Origin of the sequence: Streptomyces sp. NBC_00691 (assembly GCF_036226665.1) — a bacterium.
Taxonomy (GTDB): Bacteria; Actinomycetota; Actinomycetes; order Streptomycetales; family Streptomycetaceae; genus Streptomyces.
This window is the reverse complement of the sequence record NZ_CP109007.1, coordinates 2,602,987-2,622,627: the sequence shown is the minus strand read 5'-3', so window position 1 is coordinate 2,622,627 and position 19,641 is coordinate 2,602,987. Positions and strand designations below refer to the sequence as shown.

General features: G+C 70.7%; 17 protein-coding genes and 1 tRNA gene. 10 read left to right on the top strand and 8 right to left on the bottom strand.

Features of this window, described 5'->3' with window-relative positions; all coding sequences use genetic code 11:
• Positions 1–49: 49 nt before the first annotated feature.
• Positions 50–2,782, bottom strand: coding sequence for a pyruvate dehydrogenase (acetyl-transferring), homodimeric type (aceE, locus tag OG392_RS11870; protein ID WP_329278384.1), 2,733 nt, complete (start codon positions 2,780–2,782; stop codon positions 50–52).
• 417 nt (positions 2,783–3,199) lie between these two features.
• On the opposite strand from aceE, the gene OG392_RS11865 reads away from it, so the two are divergent.
• The 6 genes from OG392_RS11865 (at position 3,200) to OG392_RS11840 (ending at position 7,737) form a co-directional block, all read left to right on the top strand.
• A complete protein-coding gene (locus tag OG392_RS11865) occupies positions 3,200–3,622 on the top strand; it encodes a DUF3052 domain-containing protein (RefSeq protein WP_329278382.1) in 423 nt (140 codons plus the stop codon).
• Between the two features lie 163 nt (positions 3,623–3,785).
• On the top strand, positions 3,786–4,244 hold the full coding sequence (locus tag OG392_RS11860) for a peroxiredoxin (protein ID WP_329278379.1): 459 nt from the start codon (positions 3,786–3,788) through the stop codon (positions 4,242–4,244).
• A 193-nt stretch (positions 4,245–4,437) separates the two neighbouring features.
• Positions 4,438–5,013, top strand: coding sequence for a TerD family protein (locus tag OG392_RS11855; RefSeq protein ID WP_015033386.1), 576 nt, complete (start codon positions 4,438–4,440; stop codon positions 5,011–5,013).
• 82 nt (positions 5,014–5,095) lie between these two features.
• Positions 5,096–5,671: a TerD family protein gene (locus OG392_RS11850; RefSeq protein WP_073917692.1), complete on the top strand. Its 576-nt coding sequence runs from the start codon at positions 5,096–5,098 to the stop codon at positions 5,669–5,671.
• A gap of 28 nt (positions 5,672–5,699) precedes the next feature.
• Positions 5,700–6,848 (top strand): DUF475 domain-containing protein, encoded by a 1,149-nt coding sequence (locus OG392_RS11845; RefSeq protein ID WP_329278374.1) that lies wholly within the window; start codon positions 5,700–5,702, stop codon positions 6,846–6,848.
• Between the two features lie 148 nt (positions 6,849–6,996).
• Positions 6,997–7,737 (top strand): TerD family protein, encoded by a 741-nt coding sequence (locus OG392_RS11840; RefSeq protein ID WP_329278371.1) that lies wholly within the window; start codon positions 6,997–6,999, stop codon positions 7,735–7,737.
• Between the two features lie 54 nt (positions 7,738–7,791).
• Here OG392_RS11840 and OG392_RS11835 read toward each other — a convergent pair whose 3' ends face one another.
• The gene (locus tag OG392_RS11835) at positions 7,792–8,721 is read right to left on the bottom strand and encodes a TerD family protein (protein ID WP_329278369.1); all 930 of its coding nucleotides are present in this window, start codon (positions 8,719–8,721) and stop codon (positions 7,792–7,794) included.
• 177 nt (positions 8,722–8,898) lie between these two features.
• Here OG392_RS11835 and OG392_RS11830 point away from each other — a divergent pair, with 177 nt between their 5' ends.
• From OG392_RS11830 to OG392_RS11820, 3 genes are all read left to right on the top strand, one after another.
• The gene (locus tag OG392_RS11830; RefSeq protein ID WP_329278367.1) at positions 8,899–10,095 is read left to right on the top strand and encodes an HpcH/HpaI aldolase/citrate lyase family protein; all 1,197 of its coding nucleotides are present in this window, start codon (positions 8,899–8,901) and stop codon (positions 10,093–10,095) included.
• Between the two features lie 18 nt (positions 10,096–10,113).
• Positions 10,114–12,816 carry a phosphoribosyltransferase gene (locus OG392_RS11825; RefSeq protein ID WP_329278365.1) on the top strand — a complete coding sequence of 901 codons (2,703 nt, stop codon included), beginning with the start codon at positions 10,114–10,116 and terminating at the stop codon, positions 12,814–12,816.
• Positions 12,817–13,052: 236 nt separating this feature from the next.
• Complete coding sequence (locus OG392_RS11820) at positions 13,053–13,850, top strand: HAD family hydrolase (RefSeq protein ID WP_329287215.1); 798 nt, start codon at positions 13,053–13,055, stop codon at positions 13,848–13,850.
• A 10-nt stretch (positions 13,851–13,860) separates the two neighbouring features.
• Here OG392_RS11820 and OG392_RS11815 read toward each other — a convergent pair whose 3' ends face one another.
• The 3 genes from OG392_RS11815 to OG392_RS11805 all read right to left on the bottom strand — a co-directional run bounded on the left by OG392_RS11815 (position 13,861) and on the right by OG392_RS11805 (position 16,552).
• Positions 13,861–14,079 (bottom strand): FmdB family zinc ribbon protein, encoded by a 219-nt coding sequence (locus OG392_RS11815; protein ID WP_229314900.1) that lies wholly within the window; start codon positions 14,077–14,079, stop codon positions 13,861–13,863.
• A 209-nt stretch (positions 14,080–14,288) separates the two neighbouring features.
• Complete coding sequence (locus OG392_RS11810) at positions 14,289–15,560, bottom strand: hypothetical protein (protein ID WP_443055067.1); 1,272 nt, start codon at positions 15,558–15,560, stop codon at positions 14,289–14,291.
• Positions 15,561–15,781: 221 nt separating this feature from the next.
• Positions 15,782–16,552 (bottom strand): DUF4097 family beta strand repeat-containing protein, encoded by a 771-nt coding sequence (locus OG392_RS11805; protein ID WP_329278362.1) that lies wholly within the window; start codon positions 16,550–16,552, stop codon positions 15,782–15,784.
• Between the two features lie 175 nt (positions 16,553–16,727).
• On the opposite strand from OG392_RS11805, the gene OG392_RS11800 reads away from it, so the two are divergent.
• Positions 16,728–16,802 (top strand) — tRNA-Val (locus tag OG392_RS11800).
• A gap of 72 nt (positions 16,803–16,874) precedes the next feature.
• On the opposite strand, the gene OG392_RS11795 is transcribed toward OG392_RS11800, so the two are convergent.
• The 3 genes from OG392_RS11795 to repSA are packed head-to-tail and all read right to left on the bottom strand — an operon-like array spanning position 16,875 to position 19,638.
• Entirely contained in the window at positions 16,875–18,026 is a 1,152-nt protein-coding gene (locus OG392_RS11795) for a tyrosine-type recombinase/integrase (protein ID WP_329278359.1), read from the bottom strand.
• Positions 18,026–18,214, bottom strand: a complete 189-nt coding sequence (locus OG392_RS11790; RefSeq protein WP_184929959.1) for a helix-turn-helix domain-containing protein — start codon at positions 18,212–18,214, stop codon at positions 18,026–18,028. The genes OG392_RS11795 and OG392_RS11790 overlap by 1 nt, the downstream gene beginning before the upstream one ends.
• Entirely contained in the window at positions 18,211–19,638 is a 1,428-nt protein-coding gene (repSA, locus tag OG392_RS11785; protein WP_329278355.1) for a replication initiator protein RepSA, read from the bottom strand. The genes OG392_RS11790 and repSA overlap by 4 nt, the downstream gene beginning before the upstream one ends.
• Positions 19,639–19,641 lie beyond the last annotated feature (3 nt).

The window sequence follows — 19,641 nt, the reverse complement described above, 5'->3', positions numbered from 1 at the left end:
CCTCACCAGGTGCGCCGTGCTACCGGAGAGCCGCCCGGGGGCTACCGGATCAGGCGTCGCCGCCCGCGGCGCCCGGGTCGGCGGCCGCCACGTCGAGCAGCTGGTAGCGGTCCACCGCCTGCTTCAGTGCCGAGCGCTCGATCTTGCCCTCCCGGGCCAGCTCGGTCAGCACGGCCAGCACGATCGACGGGGCGTCGATGTGGAAGAAGCGACGGGCCGCGCCCCGGGTGTCCGCGAAGCCGAAGCCGTCCGCGCCCAGCGAGCCGTAGGTGCCCGGCACCCAGCGGGAGATCTGGTCCGGCACCGCCCGCATCCAGTCCGAGACCGCCACGAACGGGCCCTCGGAGCCCTGGAGCTTGCGCGTCACGTACGGGACGCGCTGCTCCTCGTCCGGGTGGAGCAGATTGTGCTCCTCGACGGCCACGGCCTCGCGGCGCAGCTCGGTCCAGGAGGTCGCGGACCAGACGTCGGCCCGGACGTTCCACTCCTCGGCGAGGATCCGCTGAGCCTCGATCGCCCACGGCACGGCGACACCGGAGGCCATGATCTGCGCGGGGACGGTGCCCGCCTCGGCCGGCTTGAAGCGGTGGATGCCCTGGAGGATGCCCTCGACGTCCACGTCCTCCGGCTCGGCCGGGTGCTGGATCGGCTCGTTGTAGACGGTCAGGTAGTAGAAGACGTCCTCGGCCTCGGAGCCGTACATGCGGCGCAGGCCGTCCTTGACGATGTGCGCGATCTCGAAGCCGTACGCCGGGTCGTAGGCGATACAGGCCGGGTTGGTCGAGGCCAGCAGGTGGGAGTGGCCGTCCGCGTGCTGGAGCCCCTCGCCGGTGAGGGTCGTCCGGCCGGCGGTGGCACCGAGCACGAAGCCGCGGGCCAGCTGGTCGGCCATCTGCCAGAACTGGTCGCCGGTCCGCTGGAAACCGAACATCGAGTAGAAGACGTACACCGGGATCAGCGGCTCGCCGTGCGTGGCGTACGCCGAACCGGCGGCGATCAGCGAGGCCGTGCAGCCGGCCTCGGAGATGCCGTCGTGCAGCATCTGCCCGGTCGGCGACTCCTTGTAGGCGAGAAGGAGTTCGCGGTCCACCGCCTCGTACTGCTGGCCCAGGGGGTTGTAGATCTTGGCGCTCGGGAAGAACGCGTCCATGCCGAACGTGCGGTACTCGTCGGGGGCGATCAGCACGAAGCGCTTGCCGATCTCCTTGTCCCGCATGAGGTCCTTCAGGATGCGGACGAAGGCCATCGTGGTGGCGATCGACTGCTGCCCGGAGCCCTTCCTGGCGGCCGCGTAGGTCTTGTCGTCGGGGAGGGTCAGCGGCTTCGACCGCACGACCCGGGTGGGGACGTACCCGCCCAGCGCCTTGCGGCGGTCGTGCATGTACTGGATCTCCTCGGAGTTCCGGCCCGGGTGGTAGTACGGCGGCAGGCCGTCCTCCAACTGCCGGTCGGTCACCGGGATGTGCAGCCGGTCGCGGAAGCGCTTCAGGTCGTCGACCGTCAGCTTCTTCATCTGGTGGGTCGCGTTGCGGCCCTCGAAGTTCGGGCCCAGCGTCCAGCCCTTGACGGTCTGGGCGAGGATCACCGTCGGCTGGCCGGCGTGCGCCTTCGCCGCCGCGTAGGCCGCGTAGATCTTCTTGTGGTCGTGACCGCCGCGGCCCAGGTGCAGCACCTGCTGGTCGCTCATGCCCTCGACCATCGCCCGCAGCCGGTGGTCGTCGCCGAAGAAGTGGTCGCGGATGTAGCCGCCGGTCTCCGTGGCGTACGTCTGGAACTGGCCGTCCGGGGTGGTGTTCAGCTTGTTGACCAGGATGCCGTCGCGGTCCTGCGCGAGCAGCGGGTCCCAGGAGCGGTCCCAGATCAGCTTGATGACGTTCCAGCCGTTGCCCCGGAAGATCGACTCCAGCTCCTGGATGATCTTGCCGTTGCCGCGCACCGGGCCGTCGAGGCGCTGCAGGTTGCAGTTGACGACGAAGGTGAGGTTGTCGAGGCCCTCGCGGGCGGCGATGGACAGCTGGCCGAGGGACTCGACCTCGTCCATCTCGCCGTCGCCGAGGAACGCCCAGACGTGGGACTTCGAGGTGTCGGCGATCCCGCGCGCCTCCATGTACCGGTTCATCCGGGCCTGGTAGATCGCGCCGAGCGGGCCGAGGCCCATCGACACCGTGGGGAACTCCCAGAAGTCCGGCATCAGCCGCGGGTGCGGGTACGACGAGAGCCCGTTGGGGAACTTCGACCTCTCCTGGCGGAAGCCGTCGAGCTGGGTGTCGTTCAGCCGGTCGAGGAGGTACGCGCGGGCGTAGATGCCGGGCGAGGCGTGGCCCTGGAAGAAGATCTGGTCGCCGCCGTCGCCCTCGTCCTTGCCGCGGAAGAAGTGGTTGAAGCCGACGTCGTACAGCGAGGCGGAGGACGCGAAGGTCGCGATGTGGCCGCCGACGCCGATCCCCGGGCGCTGGGCGCGCGAGACCATGACGGCCGCGTTCCACCGGGTGGCGTTGAGGACCTTGCGCTCGATCTCCTCGTTGCCGGGGAAGAAGGGCTCGTCCCTGGTCGCGATCGTGTTGACGTAGTCCGAGCTGCGCATCTCGGGCACGGCCACGCGCTTCTCGCGGGCCCGCTCGATCAGCCGGAGCATGAGGTAGCGGGCCCGTTCACGGCCCCGCTCGTCCACGGCCGCGTCGAGGGAGTCGAGCCATTCCTGGGTCTCTTCCGGGTCGAAATCCGGGACCTGGCTGGGAAGGCCGCCAATGATGATCGGGTTGCGATCGGATCCGGGAGCCACGCTCTTCCTTCGCTTTCGGTGGTGCCCACGAGGCCACGAAGTGGTCGGGATGTCCATCGTGTACCCCGTGTGCGCCAGACGTCACATTTACCGAGGGGTAACCCCCAGCGGTGTCCTCCACGTGTCTGGGTGCGGTCAAATCGCAACCTTACGCTCAACCCGCGCATGCGTTTCGTCCGGGCGTTCGGCAGACTGAAACCTCAGAAGCCCTTAAACCAGGATGAATCGTGTGTGCCTGATCACGGAGCGGGGTCCCTGCAGTGCCGGAAGTTGCGGCGAGACGGCCCCAAACGTCACCGTTTCGGCGGTCTCCGCGGCCGGGTACTTGCGCGATCCACCCCGGCACGTGTGGACTACGGCCAGCGCCGCGCGCCCACGTGCGGCCCAAGCATTTACCGAATGAGCAGGAGGCAAGCCGTGAGCGCGACCGCGGACCACGCGGAGGAGCGGACCAACCCGGCCGGCAGGCTGGGGTTCGAGCCCGGACAGGTGGTCCAGGAGATCGGCTACGACGACGACGTCGACCAGGATCTCCGTGAAGGCATCGAGTCCATCATCGGGGCAGAGCTCGTGGACGAGGAGTACGACGACGTCGCTGACGCCGTGGTGCTCTGGTTCCGCGACGACGACGGCGATCTCACCGACGCCCTGGTGGACGCCATCGGTCTTCTGGAGGACGGCGGCACCATCTGGCTGCTGACGCCGAAGACCGGCCGCGACGGCTACATCGAGCCGAGCGACATCAACGATGCCGCGCAGACAGCTGGTCTCTCCCAGACCAAGAGCATCAGCATCGCCAAGGACTGGACGGGCACCCGCCTGACCGCCCCCAAGCGCTGATCACCACGCTGAAAGAAGCCCCCGCCGGTCCTCCGGCGGGGGCTTTCGCGCGCCCGCGCCCGCCCGGCCGCCGGGCCTCGCGGAGGCTCGGGCGGACAGGCCGTAGGGTGGGGTTCACCGATTCGGCCCAAGGTCAGGGCTTTGCCGAAGGGATGCGTACGCGATGGCGATCGAGGTCGGCACCGAGGCCCCGGATTTCGCGCTCAAGGACAACCACGGGCGCACCGTCCGGCTCTCCGACTTCCGCGGCGAGAAGAACGTGGTGCTGCTCTTCTACCCCTTCGCCTTCACCGGCGTCTGCGCGGGTGAGCTCGGCGAGCTCCGCGACCACCTGGCGACGTTCGTCAACGACGACACCCAGCTCCTCGCCGTCTCCAACGACTCCATCCACACCCTGCGCGTCTTCGCCGAGCAGGAATCCCTGGAGTACCCGCTGCTCTCCGACTTCTGGAAGCACGGCGAGGCCTCCCGTGCCTACGGTGTGTTCGACGAGGAGAAGGGCTGCGCGGTGCGCGGCACCTTCATCATCGACAAGGAGGGCGTCGTCCGCTGGACCGTGGTGAACGCCCTGCCGGACGCGCGCGACCTCGGGGAGTACGTCAAGGCCCTCGACGCGATCTGACCTCGCCGGGAGCCGTCCGCGACGCGACCGGGTGCCCTTTGGGCACCTTCCGGGCGTCGCCCGGCACCCGACACCTGGATTCACCGGGCGAATCGACTGTTTCGAGCGGGAACCCGTCACTAGGATCCACTCGTTGATCCGATGCCAACGCACGACTGGGGGCGCTGCCCCTGGAAACCACATGGAGGGACTCGTGGGAGTCAGCCTCAGCAAGGGCGGCAACGTCTCGCTGACCAAGGAGGCCCCTGGCCTCACCGCCGTGACCGTCGGTCTGGGCTGGGACGTCCGCACCACCACCGGTACGGACTTCGACCTCGACGCCAGCGCCATCCTGGTGAGCGCGGAGGGCAAGGTCCGCAACGACCAGGACTTCGTGTTCTTCAACAACCTGAAGAGCGCCGACGGCTCCGTCGAGCACACCGGTGACAACCTCACCGGTGAGGGCGAGGGCGACGACGAGCAGGTCAAGGTCAGCCTGGCCACCGTGCCGGCCGATGTCGCCAAGATCGTCTTCCCGGTGTCGATCTACGACGCCGAGAACCGCCAGCAGTCCTTCGGCCAGGTGCGCAACGCGTTCATCCGCGTCGTGAACCAGGCCGGCGGTGCCGAGATCGCCCGGTACGACCTCTCCGAGGACGCCTCGACCGAGACCGCCATGGTCTTCGGCGAGCTGTACCGCAACGGCGACGAGTGGAAGTTCCGCGCCGTCGGCCAGGGCTACGCCTCGGGCCTGCGCGGTATCGCGCAGGACTTCGGCGTCAACGTCTGAGCCGAACCGTTCCAACCGTCCGGCGCCGCACATCCCGTGCGGCGCCGGACGTGCCTCATCACCACCGGGGAGGAAAAGAATCATGGGCGTCACGCTCGCCAAGGGAGGCAATGTCTCCCTCTCCAAGGCCGCACCCAACCTCACCCAGGTCCTCGTAGGGCTCGGCTGGGACGCGCGCTCCACCACCGGAGCCCCCTTCGACCTCGATGCCAGCGCGCTGCTGTGCCAGGCCGGACGGGTGCTCGGGGACGAGTACTTCGTGTTCTACAACCAGCTGCGCAGCCCCGAGGGCTCGGTCGAGCACACCGGCGACAACCTGACCGGAGAGGGCGACGGGGACGACGAGTCCCTGATCGTGGACCTCTCCAAGGTGCCGGCCCACTGCGACAAGATCGTCTTCCCGGTGTCGATCCATGACGCCGACAACCGCAGCCAGAGCTTCGGCCAGGTCAGCAACGCGTTCATCCGCGTCGTGAACCAGATGGACGGCCAGGAACTCGCGCGGTACGACCTCTCCGAGGACGCCTCCACCGAGACCGCGATGATCTTCGGCGAGCTCTACCGGTACAACGGCGAATGGAAGTTCCGCGCGGTCGGTCAGGGGTACGCGTCGGGGCTGAGGGGCATCGCTCTAGACTTCGGGGTCAACGTTTCGTAAAGCCGTGTAATTCACGATGGGGCAAACAGTGGTTCTGAAAACCTTCGGCTGGTCGTTCGCCATCACGGCGCTCGGCCTGGTCGCGGCGGTGCTCTACGGGGGGTGGGAGGCGTTCGGGATCGTCGCGATCCTGTGTGTCCTCGAGATCTCGCTGTCCTTCGACAATGCAGTGGTCAACGCCGGAATCCTGAAGAAGATGAATGCCTTCTGGCAGAAGATCTTCCTCACCGTCGGTGTGCTCATCGCCGTCTTCGGCATGCGGCTGGTCTTCCCCGTCGTGATCGTGGCGATCAGTGCCAAGATCGGCCCCATCGAGGCCGTCGATCTCGCACTCAACGACGCCGAGCGCTACGAGCAGCTCGTCACCGACGCCCACCCGTCCATCGCCGCCTTCGGCGGGATGTTCCTGCTGATGATCTTCCTCGACTTCATCTTCGAGGACCGCGACATCAAGTGGCTCGGCTGGCTGGAGCGCCCGCTGGCCAAGCTCGGCAAGGTCGACATGCTGTCGGTCTGCATCGCCCTGGTCGTCCTGGCCGTCAGCGCCATGACCTTCGCGGCCCAGGCCCACCAGCACGGCGGCGCGCACGTCGACAAGACCTCGACCGTCCTGCTCTCCGGCGTCTTCGGCCTCATCACGTACCTCGTCGTCGGCGGTCTCTCCGGGTACTTCGAGAACAAGCTGGAGGAAGAGGAGGAGCGCGAGCACGAGGCCGAGGAGGAGGCCAAGCGCAGCGGCAAGAAGGTCGGCGTCGTCCAGCTGGCCGGCAAGGCCGCCTTCTTCATGTTCCTCTACCTGGAGGTCCTGGACGCCTCCTTCTCGTTCGACGGTGTCATCGGCGCCTTCGCCATCACCAACGACATCGTCCTGATGGCGCTCGGCCTCGGCGTCGGCGCCATGTACGTCCGTTCGCTGACGGTCTACCTGGTCCGCCAGGGCACCCTCGACGACTACGTCTACCTGGAGCACGGCGCGCACTACGCGATCGGCGCGCTGGCCATGATCCTCATGGTCTCCATCCGCTACCAGATCCCCGAGGTCGTCACCGGACTGATCGGTGTCGCCCTGATCGCCTGGTCCTTCTGGTCCTCCGTACGGCGCAACAAGGCGCTCGCGGCGGCCGAGGGCGGGTCGGGTCCCGCCGGGGACAAGACAGAGGTGTCCACCGGGGTGTGACACCCCCGGCAATGAGGAACGCTTCTCTGCGGGGCGGCCGGTGCACCCGGCCGCCCCGCAGGCATGTGCGGTGCCGGTGATCAGCGGAGTCGGTGATCAGCGGTTCCGGTGGACAGCGGTTCGGCGATCAGTGGGGGGTGAAGGCGTCATGGCCTTCTGGGACAACCTTTTTCCGGGGAGGACGGCGACGCAGTTCGACTCGGGCAGCGCCGCGTCGAACACGATCGATCTGACGAAACGGCGCCCGTCCGTCTCGCTCACGAAACAGGGCGCCGCCACCGGCAACCTCCGGGTGAACCTCTCCTGGCGGATGCGGACCTCCGACCTCGAAGGACGTTCCCGGCAGAGCGGCCGGCTGCTCCGCAACCCGGCGCAGCTCTTCAAGCCCGAGGTCGTCCAGGCGCACACCCAGGGCATGGTCAACGTCGACCTGGACCTGGGCTGCCTCTACGAGCTGGCCGACGGCAGCAAGGGCGTGGTGCAGCCGCTCGGCGGCTTCTTCGGGGACCTGAACGGCGCGCCGTACGTGAAGCTCAGCGGTGACGACCGCTTCGGCGGCTCCTCCGGGGAGACGATCTTCGTCAATCTGGACCACAAGGACGAGATCAAGCGTCTGCTCTTCTTCGTGTACATCTACGACCAGACGCCGGCCTTCGACCGCACGCACGCCAAGATCACGCTCTATCCGAGCAACGGCCCCCGCATCGAGATCGAGCTCGACGAGCGCGCCCCGCAGGCCCGCTCCTGCGCGGTCTTCTCCGTGGAGAACGCCAAGGGCGAGCTGACGGTCCGCCGGGAGGTGCGCTTCGTGTACGGCTTCCAGGCCGAACTGGACCGGCTGTACGGCTGGGGTCTCCAGTGGGGGCGCGGCTACAAGACCAAGGCGTAGCCGTTGCCGGCGTCCGCGGGGCCGCCCCCGAGCCGCCAGGGGCCCCCGGGCCCCTCAGGGCCGGACGAACTGGGGACCCATCGGCGGCATCCGGAACTCGGGCGCCGGGTTCTGCTCGGGGGCGGTGACCGGCTGCGGATAGCCGTACGCGGGTGCCGGGGCCGGGTTCGCGGGCTGCTGGGGGTAGCCGTAGGCGGGCGCCCGGTCGGGCATGGGCGGCGGCATGGTCGGCTGCGGAGGCACGGGTACGGGGGTGTGGGCGACGGTCAGGTCGAGATCAGGGTCGCCGGCGGAGGCGACGGTGGCCGCCGTGGCCTCCTGGGCGCCGCCGGGGGAGCCCGGACCGCCCGGGACCTCGCGGAAGCCGCCCTGGGCCTCCTGAGGGCCGTCCTGGGCGCTCTGGGCCGCCTCCGCCGCCGCGTCCTGCGCGTCCTCGTCGACCGAGATGCCGAAGTCGGTGGCGAGGCCGATCAGGCCCGTCGGATAGCCCTGACCCACGGCACGGAACTTCCAGCCGTCCCCGCGGCGGTACAGCTCGCCGCAGATGACGGCCGTCTCCTCGCCCGTCTCCGCCGTCACGGAGAACAGGGCCAGCGCCTCGGCATCGGGCCCCGCCGTCGCGTCGTACAGCAGGATCCGCAGGTCGGAGACGGAGCGGAAGGTGCCGCCGTCGGAGGAGGCCGCGATCACCACCCGGTCGACGGAGGGGTCGAGGCTTCCGAGGTCGGCTTCCACGGTGTCCGTGAGACCCTTGGAGTCACGCTTCTTCGGCAGCCGTCGCACCAGGCCCGAAGGGTGGCGCGGCTGGTTGTAGAAGACGAAGTCCTCGTCGGACCGCACCCGGCCGGAGGGCCCCAGGAGCAGGGCCGAGGCATCCACGTCGGGGACCCCGGAGCCCGGGGTCCAGCGGAGCACGGCCCGTACGGCCGCGGTGTCGAGAGGGACGTTGGAGCCCTTCAGCATCGCGTGCGTCATGACCGTCATCCTGCCCTCCCGGCAGACCCGCGGACAACGCGGGGGCGTCACCTGTCGCGGGACGGCGTGAACGACGCTGACGAGTTACCTGGATTTCATGCTCGAAGGGAACTGCGGACACCCGCACCTACGTACTATTACCGGCCACATGTCGTCAGGTTCCAGAGAGGTAGACGAGGGGCTTATATGCGTCATTTCGGGCACATCCCGTCCGCGGCGCGGGCTGGTCTCTTCCATCGGGAACCGGCCGCGTTCACGGCAGATTCGCCCGCGCGCTCGCTCGCCGTGGCCTTGGGGGCCACGCTCTACAGCCCGGCCACCCGGCCCCGGCTCGCCGACGACGTGCGCAAGCAGGCGGCCCGTGGAGTGGTCTCCATGGTGCTCTGCCTGGAGGACTCCATCAGCGACGCCGATGTCGAGGCGGGCGAGGACAACCTCGTACGCCAGTTCGCCGACCTCGCCGCCGGTTCCGTGACGGACGCCGACACCGCCACGGGCACCTCCGCGGATCTGCCGCTGCTCTTCATCCGGGTCCGCGATCCGCACCAGATCACCGAGCTCGTCGACCGCCTTGGAGAAACGGTCCGCCTGCTGTCCGGATTCGTACTGCCCAAATTCACCGAGGCACGCGGCCGCGCCTTCCTCGAAGCGCTCACCCAGGCCGAGCGGACGAGCGGACGACGTCTTTTCGCCATGCCCGTCCTGGAGTCCCCCGAGCTCCTCCACCTGGAGACCCGGGCCGAGACCCTCGCCGGCATCGCCTCGATCACCGAGAAGTACCGCGACCGGGTCCTCGCCCTGCGCCTCGGCGTCACCGACTTCTGCTCCGCCTACGGGCTGCGCCGCTCGCCCGACATGACCGCCTACGACGTCAAGATCGTCGCGAACGTCATCGCCGACGTCGTCAACGTCCTCGGCCGCTCCGACGGCACCGGCTTCACCGTCACCGGACCCGTCTGGGAGTACTTCCGGCCCGGCGAGCGCATGTTCAAGCCCCAGTTGCGCCGCAGCCCCTTCCTCGAAGGCAGCGCCGAGGACCTGCGCACGGCCCTCATCGAGCACGACCTCGACGGCCTGCTGCGCGAGATCGAACTCGACCGCGCCAACGGCCTGCTCGGCAAGACCTGCATCCACCCCACCCATGTGGTGCCGGTGCACGCGCTCTCCGTGGTCAGCCACGAGGAGTGGAGCGACGCCCAGGACATCCTGCGGCCCGACCAGGGCGGCGGCGGAGTCCTCCGTTCCGCCTACACGAACAAGATGAACGAAGTGAAGCCGCATCGCGCGTGGGCCGAACGCACACTCCTGCGCGCCGAGCTCTTCGGCGTCGCCAAGGAGGACGTCGGCTTCGTGGATCTGCTCACCGCCGGACTGGCCGGCTGACGAAGGGACGTCGACGACGTGGTGTGGACCGGAACGTGGGTCGCGGAGCGACTGGGCGTCGAACTGATCGGCGACGAGGCGCTGCCGGCCCTGTTGGGCCTCGCACTGCGTCGCAACCCCAAGCGCGCGCATCTGCTGGTCTCCAGCGTGCTCGGCAAGCACGTGCCGCAGCGGCCGTCCGTGGTCTACGGCTCCGGCCTCGACCTCGGCCGCCGCGTCCGGGCGCTCCTCGGTGACGAGGAGGCCGCGCGCTCGGTCGTCCTCGGGTACGCCGAGACGGCCACCGCCCTGGGCCACGCCGTCGCCGACGGCCTCGGCCTCGCCCCGTACCTCCACTCCACCCGGCGGCCGGTGGCCGGCGTCGCCCGCGCGGGCGGCTTCGAGGAGTCCCACTCGCACGCGACCTCGCACCTCCTCCTCCCCGAGGACCCGAAACTGCTGGCGGGCGACGGCCCGCTGGTCCTCGTCGACGACGAGTTCTCCACCGGCAACACCGTCCTCAACACCGTGCGCGCCCTGCACGAGCGCTACCCGCGCGACCGGTACGTGGTGGTCGCCCTGGTCGACATGCGCTCGGCCGCCGACCTCGGCCGTCTGGACGCCTTCGCGGCGGAGATAGGCGCCCGCGTCGACCTGATATCCGGCGCCGCGGGCACCGTACGCCTCCCGGAGGGGGTCCTGCAGAAGGGCCAGGCGCTGGTGGCGGAACACGAGAGGGCCTACGAGCGGACGGGGGCGGGGGCCTCCGCCCCGACCGCCGACGCCGCGGCCGGCCCCGCGGCCGACTCGGTGGCCCCTCGCACGCACGGGCGCGTGGCGCTGGACTGGCCGGAGGGGCTGCCCGACGGCGGACGGCACGGCTTCACGCCCGACCACCGGGAGCGCCTGGAGGCGGCGCTGCCCGCGATGGCGGCCCGGATCACGGAGGCACTGCGGGTCCCGGCGACCGACGGACGACCGCTCACCGGCAATTCCACGGTCACCGGCACCGGCACTGCCCCCGCCACCTCGACGGTCGCCGGCACAGGCACTGCCCCCGCCACCTCCACGTCCGCCGTCACGGCCACCTCCGCCGTCACGGCCACCTCCACCCCGAGCCCGCCGCCCGCCGGGCCCCGCGTCCTCGTCCTCGGATTCGAGGAGCTGATGTACGCGCCCCTGCGCCTCGGCACCGCCCTGGAGGAGACCGGCCACGACGTCCGGTACTCCACCACCACCCGCTCGCCCGTCCTCGCCGTCGACGACCCCGGCTACGCGATACGCACGCGACTCGTCTTCCCCGCCCACGACGACCCCGCAGACGGCCCCGGCGAGCGCTACGCCTACAACGTGGCCGGCGCGGGCTTCGACGCCGTCGTCCTCGTCGTCGACTCCACCGCCGACACCCCGGCCCTGCACGCCCCGGACGGCCTGCTCGCCCAGCTCGCCGCGCACATCCCGCGCGTCGTGCTCGCCGTCGTCCCCTCGTACACGCCCACGGCCTCGCCGTACGTTCCGTACGACGCCACGACCGAGGCCACCGAAGCCACCGAAGCTCCCGAAAGGAGCTCCATGCTGCCCGAGCCCCTCCGCGGCCCCGCCTTCTCCTCGTACGCACCCGAGGAGGTCGGCTGGCTGCTCCAGGACCTCTCGGACGTCGAGCTCGAGGCGCCCACCGAGGAACGCGAGGAGGCCATCCAGAGCGGCGGCGCGCACTACGCGGAGTCGCTCCCCGTCGAGTACCAGCCGAGCGACCGCTACCAGGAGCTGTTCCACGCCGCGCTGGAGACCTCGGCCGCCCGCATCGCCCGCGCCGTCGGCACCGTCACCGAGACCGTCCTCGCCGAGCGCGAACGGCCCGGCCACCGCCCCGTCCTCGTCTCGCTCGCCCGCGCCGGCACCCCCGTGGGCGTCCTCATGCGCCGCTGGGCTCAGGCCCGTCACGGCCTGGACCTGCCCCACTATGCCGTCTCCATCGTGCGCGGCCGCGGCATCGACGCCAACGCGCTGCGCTGGCTCGCCGCCCATCACGACCCGGCCGACGTCGTGTTCGTCGACGGCTGGACCGGCAAGGGCGCCATCACCCGCGAACTCGCGGACGCGATCGTGGAGTTCGAGAGGGCCGAAGGTGTCACCGGCTTCGACCCGGAGATCGCGGTCCTCGCCGACCCCGGCTCCTGCGTCCGTACGTACGGCACCCGCGAGGACTTCCTGATCCCCTCGGCCTGCCTCAACTCCACGGTCTCCGGCCTGATCTCCCGTACGGTGCTCCGCGCCGACCTGGTCGGACCGAACGACTTCCACGGCGGAAAGTTCTACCGCGAGCTGGCCGGTGTGGACGTGTCCAACGCCTTCCTCGACGCCGTCGCCGCCCGCTTCGACGAGGTCGGCGCGTCCGTCGACGCCGACGTCAAGGAACTCCTGGCCGCCGACCGCACTCCGACCTGGGAGGGCTGGGCCGCCGTGGAGCGGATCAGCGAGGAGTACGGGATCCACGACGTCAACCTGGTCAAGCCGGGCGTCGGCGAGACCACCCGCGTCCTGCTCCGCCGCGTCCCCTGGAAGATCCTCGCCAAGCGGGGCGCCGACGCCGACCTCGCGCACGTCCGGCTCCTCGCCGAGCAGCGCGGCGTACCGGTCGAGGAGGTCGACGACCTCCCGTACAGCTGCGTGGGCCTGATACACCCTCAGTACACGAGGGGCGCGACAGGCGCCGACGGCAAGGCGGTGGTGTCCCAGTGAGTACGAGGAGTACGAAGAGGGGGAAGAGCTCGCCGAGCACGGCGACGGCGACGAGTGCGAAGATCGCGACCGGTAGTCCGACCGATACGACGGGTACGACCACGAGCGTGACGACGACGACGAAGGCCCCGATTCCGGCCCAGGCCCCGACCCCGGTCCAGGCTCCCGACCCGGTCCCGGCACCCGACCCGGTCCAGGCTCCGACCCCGGTCCCGACCGGGGGTCCCGCCCCCGTCCTGGTCGCGAGCGACCTCGACCGCACCCTCATCTACTCGTCCGCGGCCCTCGCCCTCGGCATGCCCGACGCCCAGGCGCCCCGGCTGCTCTGCGTCGAGGTCCACGAGTCCAAGCCGCTCTCCTACATGACGGAGGAGGCGGCCGGGCTCCTGGAGCGACTGACCGGCGAGACCGTCTTCGTCCCCACCACCACCCGGACGCGCAAGCAGTACCAGCGCATCCAACTCCCCGGCAGCGCGCCGAAGTACGCGATCTGCGCCAACGGCGGGCACATCCTCGTCGACGGCGTCACCGACGCCGACTGGCACGCCTCCGTGCTGCGCAGGCTCGCCGAGGAGTGCGCGCCGCTCTCCGAGGTCCGCGCCTACCTCACGGCGACCACGGACCTGTCCTGGGTACGCAAGCACCGCGTCGCCGAGGACCTGTTCGCCTACCTCGTCGTCGAGCGGGAACGGCTGCCCGAGGACTGGCTGGAGCGCTTCGGCGCCTGGGCGGGGGAACGCGGCTGGACGGTCTCGCTCCAGGGCCGCAAGGTGTACGCCGTACCGAAGCCGCTCACCAAGAGCGCGGCCGTCCGCGAGGTCGCCCGCCGCACCGGCGCCTCGCTCACCCTCGCCGCGGGCGACTCGCTCCTCGACGCCGACCTGCTGCTCGCCGCGGACCGGGCGTGGCGCCCGGGCCACGGCGAGCTGGCCGAGAGCGACTGGACGGCCCCCCACCTCGACGTCCTCGCGGAACGCGGAGTCGCGGCGGGGGAGGAGATCCTGCGCCGCTTCCGGGCGGCGGCCGCCGTCTGACCGGCAGGGATCAGCTGCAGCAACCGCCTCCGCAGCAGCCTCCGCCACCCCCGCCACCGCTCGGCGCGGGGGCGGCGGAGGCGGAGCCGCCGACGGCCACGGCCGAGAGCAGCTTCACGGTGTCGTCGTGCCCGGCGGGGCAGGAGGCCGGGTCGGAGGACTCGGCCATGGGCCGGCTGAGTTCAAAGGTGTCGCCGCAGGTCCGGCAGCGGAATTCGTAACGAGGCATGGGAACAGGCTAGAGCCTGCGAGCGGCCACGGGCAGGGGACCCGACCCGCACGCGGCACGCGACAGGGCGAGGCCCGGCCACACGGGGGCGGACGGACGGACACCGATCACGGCCCAACCGGCCCGGCACCCACTCCCAGGCCCGGTCCAGCCTCCTGCCTCCGCCCCCTCCAACCCTTCCCACCCCTCCCACCCCTCCTGCCTCGGGGTCAGTGCCCGGTGGCGGCGCCCCGTTCCTCCCTGATCTGGCCGACGACGTGGGCGGCGGTGGCCCGTACGGCCTCCAGTTCGGTCAGGAAGTGCCAGTAGTCCGGGTGGCGCCCCTCCAGGCCGTCGACCGCCCGGTCGATCCGGGCGACGGCCTCGTCGAGGGGGCGGGCGTGGCGCGGGTCGGGTGTGCTGCGTCCGGCCATCGCGAGGCGCTGGGCGTCCCGTACCGCGAACCGGGCGCGGTCGATCTCCGCCTTGGGGTCCTTGGCGACGGCGTCGAGGCGGCGCAGCCGGTCCCCGGCGGCGGAGACGGCCTCGTCGGTGGAGTCGAGCAGCGCGCGGACGGTGGAGAGCAGCGAGGCCGCGTCCGGCCAGCGCTGCTCGGCGCGTGCCCTTCCGGCCTCGGCGAGTCGCTCCTCGGCCTGCCGGAGCGTGGTGGTGGCCTGCTCGGGCACGTGCTGGAGGTCCTGCCAGCAGGGTGCGGTGAAGCGCCGCCGCAGCTCGGAGAGGATCGGTTCGACGCCACCGGTGCGGGTGGTGAGGGCCTCGGTTCGGGTACGGAGGGAGACGAGGCGCCGGTCGATCTCGGCGGCGCGCTCGGGAAGCCGCTCGGCCTCGGTCCGTACGGCTTCGGCGTCGCGCAGTACCTTGTCGGCGCGCTGGAGGGTCTCGGGGACGCCGTGGCGGCCGGCACCCTCGTTGAGCCGGGTGAGTTCGGGCCCGAGGGCGGCGAGGCGGGCGGCGAGGTCGTCGGCGCGCAGCCCGCTCTCCCGTACGGAGTCGAGGGCGCCGCTCGCGCCGCGCAGGGCCTGCCGGGCCCGCTCGACGGCGGGGGCGAGACGGGCGAGCTGGGTCTCGGCCTGTCCGAGCAGCGGGGCGAGGCCGGCCTCGAACCGGTCGAGCTCGCCCTTCACCCGCTCCAGCTCGTCCTTGGCGCGGGTCAGTTCGGCGCGGGCCCGGTCGGCGGTCGCGGCGTCGAGCTCGTCGCGGTCGAGGTCGTGGGCGTCGACGGCGCTGATGTAGGTGTGGCTGACCTCGTCGATACGGCGGCCGAGGGTCTCGAAGCCCTCGACGGCGCGGCGCGTCTCGGGGGAGCTGTCGACGGCGGTGATGGTCTCGATGGAGATGCGGAGCCCGCGCTGGGCGGTGTCGAGCTCGTAGAAGGCCGCGGCGGCGGCGTCCTTGGCGGCCTGGGCCTCGGCGCGCCGGCCCTCCCCGCGTCCGCCGAACCAGCGGCGGGTGCCGCCGCCGGCGAAGGCGTGCGGCAGCATCGCTCCGACGAGCAGCGGAAGGGCGAGGGCGAGCCGGAGCCCGGAGATCCCTGGCCTCGGGTGGTCCTCGGATCGGGTCTGCCCCCGGCTTGGCGCGTCACGACGCCGGACGCCGCTCGCCCCCCTCGCGTCGCTCGCCGCCACGTACCTCTCCCGTGCTGTGTCCGCCGTGCCCGGTCCGGTTCATTCTCCCACCCGGTAGGGACGAACACACGGGCCGGTCAGTTCGCCGTGAGGACGGATACGTCACCGTTGTCGCTGCGGACGCTCACGGAGTGCTCGCTCGTGTCGCGGCGGGGAACGTCGACCCGGACGTCGCCGTTGTCGCTGGCGCTCGTCACCTTGTACTCGGCGGTGGGGACGGAGACGTGGACGTCGCCGTTGTCGGTGACGACGTCGACGCGGCGGGGGACGGAGCCGAGGGTGATGCGCACGTCGCCGTTGTCGGACCGGGCGACGACCTCGGGCGCGGTGGCGCCGGGCTCGACGGCGACGTCGCCGTTGTCGGTGCCGATGTCCAGCGCCCCGCCGGCCTTGCGCACGCGGACGTCCCCGTTGTCGGAGCGCACCTTCATGGGGGTGGCGAAGCCGTCGGCGGTGACGCGCCCGTTGTCGTTCTCGACGGTGACGGCGACGTCGCGGGGGACCTGGATCCGGTGGATGGCGTCGCAGTTCGAGGAGACGCCGTCGCAGTTGACCCGCAGGGTCAGCTTCCCGTCGACGAGCTTCCACTCGGGCTTGGGGCCCGACCCCATGAACACCCACCCGTCGACCTGCCGCTCGACGCGCACGTCGTCGATGTCGGCGGGGGTGATCACGAGTTCGGAGTCGTCGGAGTCGACGGTGAGCGCGTCGCCGCCGAGGGCGAACGTCTTCCGCTCCACGGGCGCCCCCTCGACATCGGTCGACCCGCACCCGGTGAGCGCGAGAGAGGCGACGAGCACTCCACCGGAGGCGAGCAGCATCCGGAACGGACGACGTACAACAGCCATGACGCCGAGACCCCCACAAGAAAACCGGTAACGCGGACAGTCCCTCGACCGTAGAACCCCACCACCCGCCGTCACGATCCGGCGACCCACCGTCCCGGGGGTGGGGCTACCCCCCGGGGGAGGTATCGGTTTGCGGCACCCACCCATGCGCCATGTAGGCTGTTGCCTCTTCCACGGGTGCGTAGCTCAGGGGTAGAGCGCTGCTCTTACAAAGCAGATGTCGGCGGTTCGAAACCGTCCGCGCCCACCAGGGAAAAGGCCCCCAGCCGATCATGGCTGGGGGCCTTTGACATCCACATCTGACATCAACGGGGACGTTCGATCACGACCGGGGACGGCTCCTGAGCAGCCGGTCGATGTGACTCACGGCCTCGCGCTGCGTGTCCTGGACGACGTGGGTGTAGACGTTCATCGTGACGGCGATCTGGCTGTGTCCGAGGATTTCCATCACCACGCGGGGCGGGACGCCGGCGGCGGTGAGGAGCGTCGCCGTACCGTGCCGGGCGTCGTGGAGTCGGACGACACGGAGACCGGCGTTCTTCGCGACGCGGGTGAACGATCGGTAGAGGTTCCGGGGCTCGATGGGCTGGCCGGTGCGGGTGGTGAAGACGTACCCGGTCTCCGTCCACCTCTCCCCGGCACGCTCGCGGGCGGTGGCCTGCTTGAGGCGCTGCCATCGCAGGGGCGCGACGCAGATCGCGGGGAGCGGAAGCGTCTGCTTGCGTCGCCGCCCCTTGGGGTCGTCCTCGTACACCTCACCGGCCACCCGCTGCCGTTGCGTCCTGACCCGGATCTCCCGCTTGTCGAGGTCGACGTTCTCCCAGCGGAGGCCGACGACCTCCCCGCGGCGGAAGCCGAGGGCGATGGCGAGCACGAAGGCGGCGTACAGCGGGTCCTTCCGTGCTGCGGCGAGGAAATCGAGCGTCTCGTCCAGGGACCAGGGGGAGAGCTCCCGGGCGGCGACGGTCGGCGGCTCGACGAGCGTCGCGACGTTCCGGCTCACCAGCTCCTCACGGCAGGCGGCGGTGAGGGCGGTGCGCAGGACGCGGTGCGACTCCTTGGCGGTGGCGGCGCTGGTCTTCTTCTCCAACTGGACGAGGAAGCGCCGGACGTCGGCGACGGCGAGGGATTCCAGCCGCTTGGAACCGAGCATCGGGACGAGGTAGAGCCGGACGTGCACCTCGTACTTGGCCGCGGTGGTCTTTTTGCGGCGCGGCTTGACGATGTTGTCCAGCCAGTACGGCAGCCACTCGGAGAGCTTCATCGAACGGGTCGGGACGGGAACGCCGTTGTCGACCTTGTCGAGGAGCGCGCGGCGCTTGGTGTCGCACTCGGCCCAGGTCTTGCCGTAGACGAACTTCCGGGCACGGGTGCCGTCGGGCTGGAGGACGTAGACGGCGGCCTGGAAACGGCCGTCCTTCCGCTGGGTGATGGTGCCGGCCCCGTTGGGATTGCGCTTGCGCTGGGCGGCCATCAGGCAGCCTCCTCTATCTGGTTGTCGATGAAGTCCCGGACGGCGTCGGCGGGAACGCGGCGCGACCGGCCGATGGTCAGGGAGACCAGGCGGCGGGAGCGGATGAGGTCGTAGACGGTGGAACGACCGAGCTTGAGCCGCGCCATGACCTCCGGCACGGTGAGCAGCTCAGCGGTGGCGGTCGTCATGCTGCGGCTCCTTCCAGGGCGAGTTGATCGCGTAGGGCTTCACGGGCGGTCTCACGGTTGAGCTGGATGTCCCGGGCGATGGAGGCGGCGAGGGCGGCCTCACCGGGGGAGTGGCCCTGGCCGGCGTAGGCCCAGGAGGTGAGGACGAGGACGGTGTCCGGCTCGATGTCGTCGAGGCCGCGGGCGGCGCGCTCCTGGGCGGCGCGGTAGTCGGCGCGGGTCTGCCGGAGTTCGCCGAGGGTGGTGGAGTACTGCCGGGACTTGGTGGAGAAGTGGCCCCGGAAGCCGAGCATGTGGGCCCAGGCGAGAAGTCGGCGCTCCGGGTACAGCGGGTCGAGGTCGAAGCAGGCTTCGACGAGGCGGCGGGTGTGGTCGGGGACGCCGAGGAGGACCAGGGCCTCACGGTTGCCGATGCGGCGGTCGAGGCTGCCGGTCGTCTCCGCAGCTTTGGTGGAGTACTTGGCGATGTAGGAGGCCACCGCCTGCTCGGTGATGTCGGAGCCGTCGCCGAAGGCTTTGACGGGCCGGATGTCGAGCTGGGTGCCCCAGCGGAGGCGGCGTAACGGCTGATCGCCGACGGCGGTGACGGCGATGGTCGTGTACGTGTGGGCAGCGGCCGCCTGGATGGCTCGGGTGAGGAGTTCGGCCGTGGCCCAGGACGGGGGAGGTGCGTCGGGCCCGTCGGGTCCGTCGAGGCGGATCACCGCGTGGAAGTGGACGGCGCCCCGCTTCTGGAACTCGGCCACCTTCCCGTAGGAGAGTCGGACGACCTCTTTCAACTCCCGCTGGGAGAGACCGGCAGAGGCGGCGATCTCACGACGGAGTCGGGTGGTGAAGCGCTGCCACAGCTGTCCGGCGTGGTTGTTGAAGAGCACGGCGGTGGCGTAGTCGTACGAGTCAGGGTTGAGCGGGGTGCCCAGTTCGGCAGCGTCTTCGGGGTGACGGGTGCCGCAGCGGCAGGGCCGGTTGTGGACGGGCCCGAACGACGGCGCCGTGAGGGTCAGGAACACGCGGGGGTGATCGCGCACGGTGCCGGGGATGTCGCGCCGGTCGTCCCCGGCGAGGCCGGCGCGGATCAGGTGGTACGTGTCGCCCGCGTACGTCCAGGCGCAGGCGGGGCAACGGGAGGCACGACGATTGCCGCAGGCTATCCGGAGCCGGCCGCCGGGCTCACCGTCGGTGGAGTAACGGTGCAAGGTTTCGCCGGTGGCCTTGTCCCGCGTGAGGGTCCAGCCCTGGAGGTGGATGGGCTGGGAGCAGCCACCGGTGCGGTGGATCTGCTCCGTCCAGCGGTCGAAGCCGGGGGAAGCGGCGGTCCGGAGTGCGTCGGCGAGGGTGGCCGGGTCCAGGTTGCCGAGGGGCGGGGGAGAGGTGGAGCGGGTGGCGTTGACCGGGCCCGTTTCGGGGCGGTCGTCGGTCATCATGGG

Bases quoted from the DNA above. Each gene is read 5' to 3' on its own strand.
- OG392_RS11860 (WP_329278379.1), top strand. From the start codon at position 3,786: ATGGCGATCGAGGTCGGCACCGAGGCCCCGGATTTCGCGCTCAAGGAC.
- OG392_RS11795 (WP_329278359.1), bottom strand. From the start codon at position 18,026: ATGGCCGCCCAGCGCAAGCGCAATCCCAACGGGGCCGGCACCATCACC.
- OG392_RS11830 (WP_329278367.1), top strand. From the start codon at position 8,899: ATGCGTCATTTCGGGCACATCCCGTCCGCGGCGCGGGCTGGTCTCTTC.
- repSA (WP_329278355.1), bottom strand. From the start codon at position 19,638: ATGATGACCGACGACCGCCCCGAAACGGGCCCGGTCAACGCCACCCGC.
- OG392_RS11815 (WP_229314900.1), bottom strand. From the start codon at position 14,079: ATGCCTCGTTACGAATTCCGCTGCCGGACCTGCGGCGACACCTTTGAA.
- OG392_RS11835 (WP_329278369.1), bottom strand. From the start codon at position 8,721: ATGACGGTCATGACGCACGCGATGCTGAAGGGCTCCAACGTCCCTCTC.
- OG392_RS11810 (WP_443055067.1), bottom strand. From the start codon at position 15,560: ATGCTGCCGCACGCCTTCGCCGGCGGCGGCACCCGCCGCTGGTTCGGC.
- OG392_RS11805 (WP_329278362.1), bottom strand. From the start codon at position 16,552: ATGGCTGTTGTACGTCGTCCGTTCCGGATGCTGCTCGCCTCCGGTGGA.
- OG392_RS11790 (WP_184929959.1), bottom strand. From the start codon at position 18,214: ATGACGACCGCCACCGCTGAGCTGCTCACCGTGCCGGAGGTCATGGCG.
- OG392_RS11840 (WP_329278371.1), top strand. From the start codon at position 6,997: ATGGCCTTCTGGGACAACCTTTTTCCGGGGAGGACGGCGACGCAGTTC.
- OG392_RS11850 (WP_073917692.1), top strand. From the start codon at position 5,096: ATGGGCGTCACGCTCGCCAAGGGAGGCAATGTCTCCCTCTCCAAGGCC.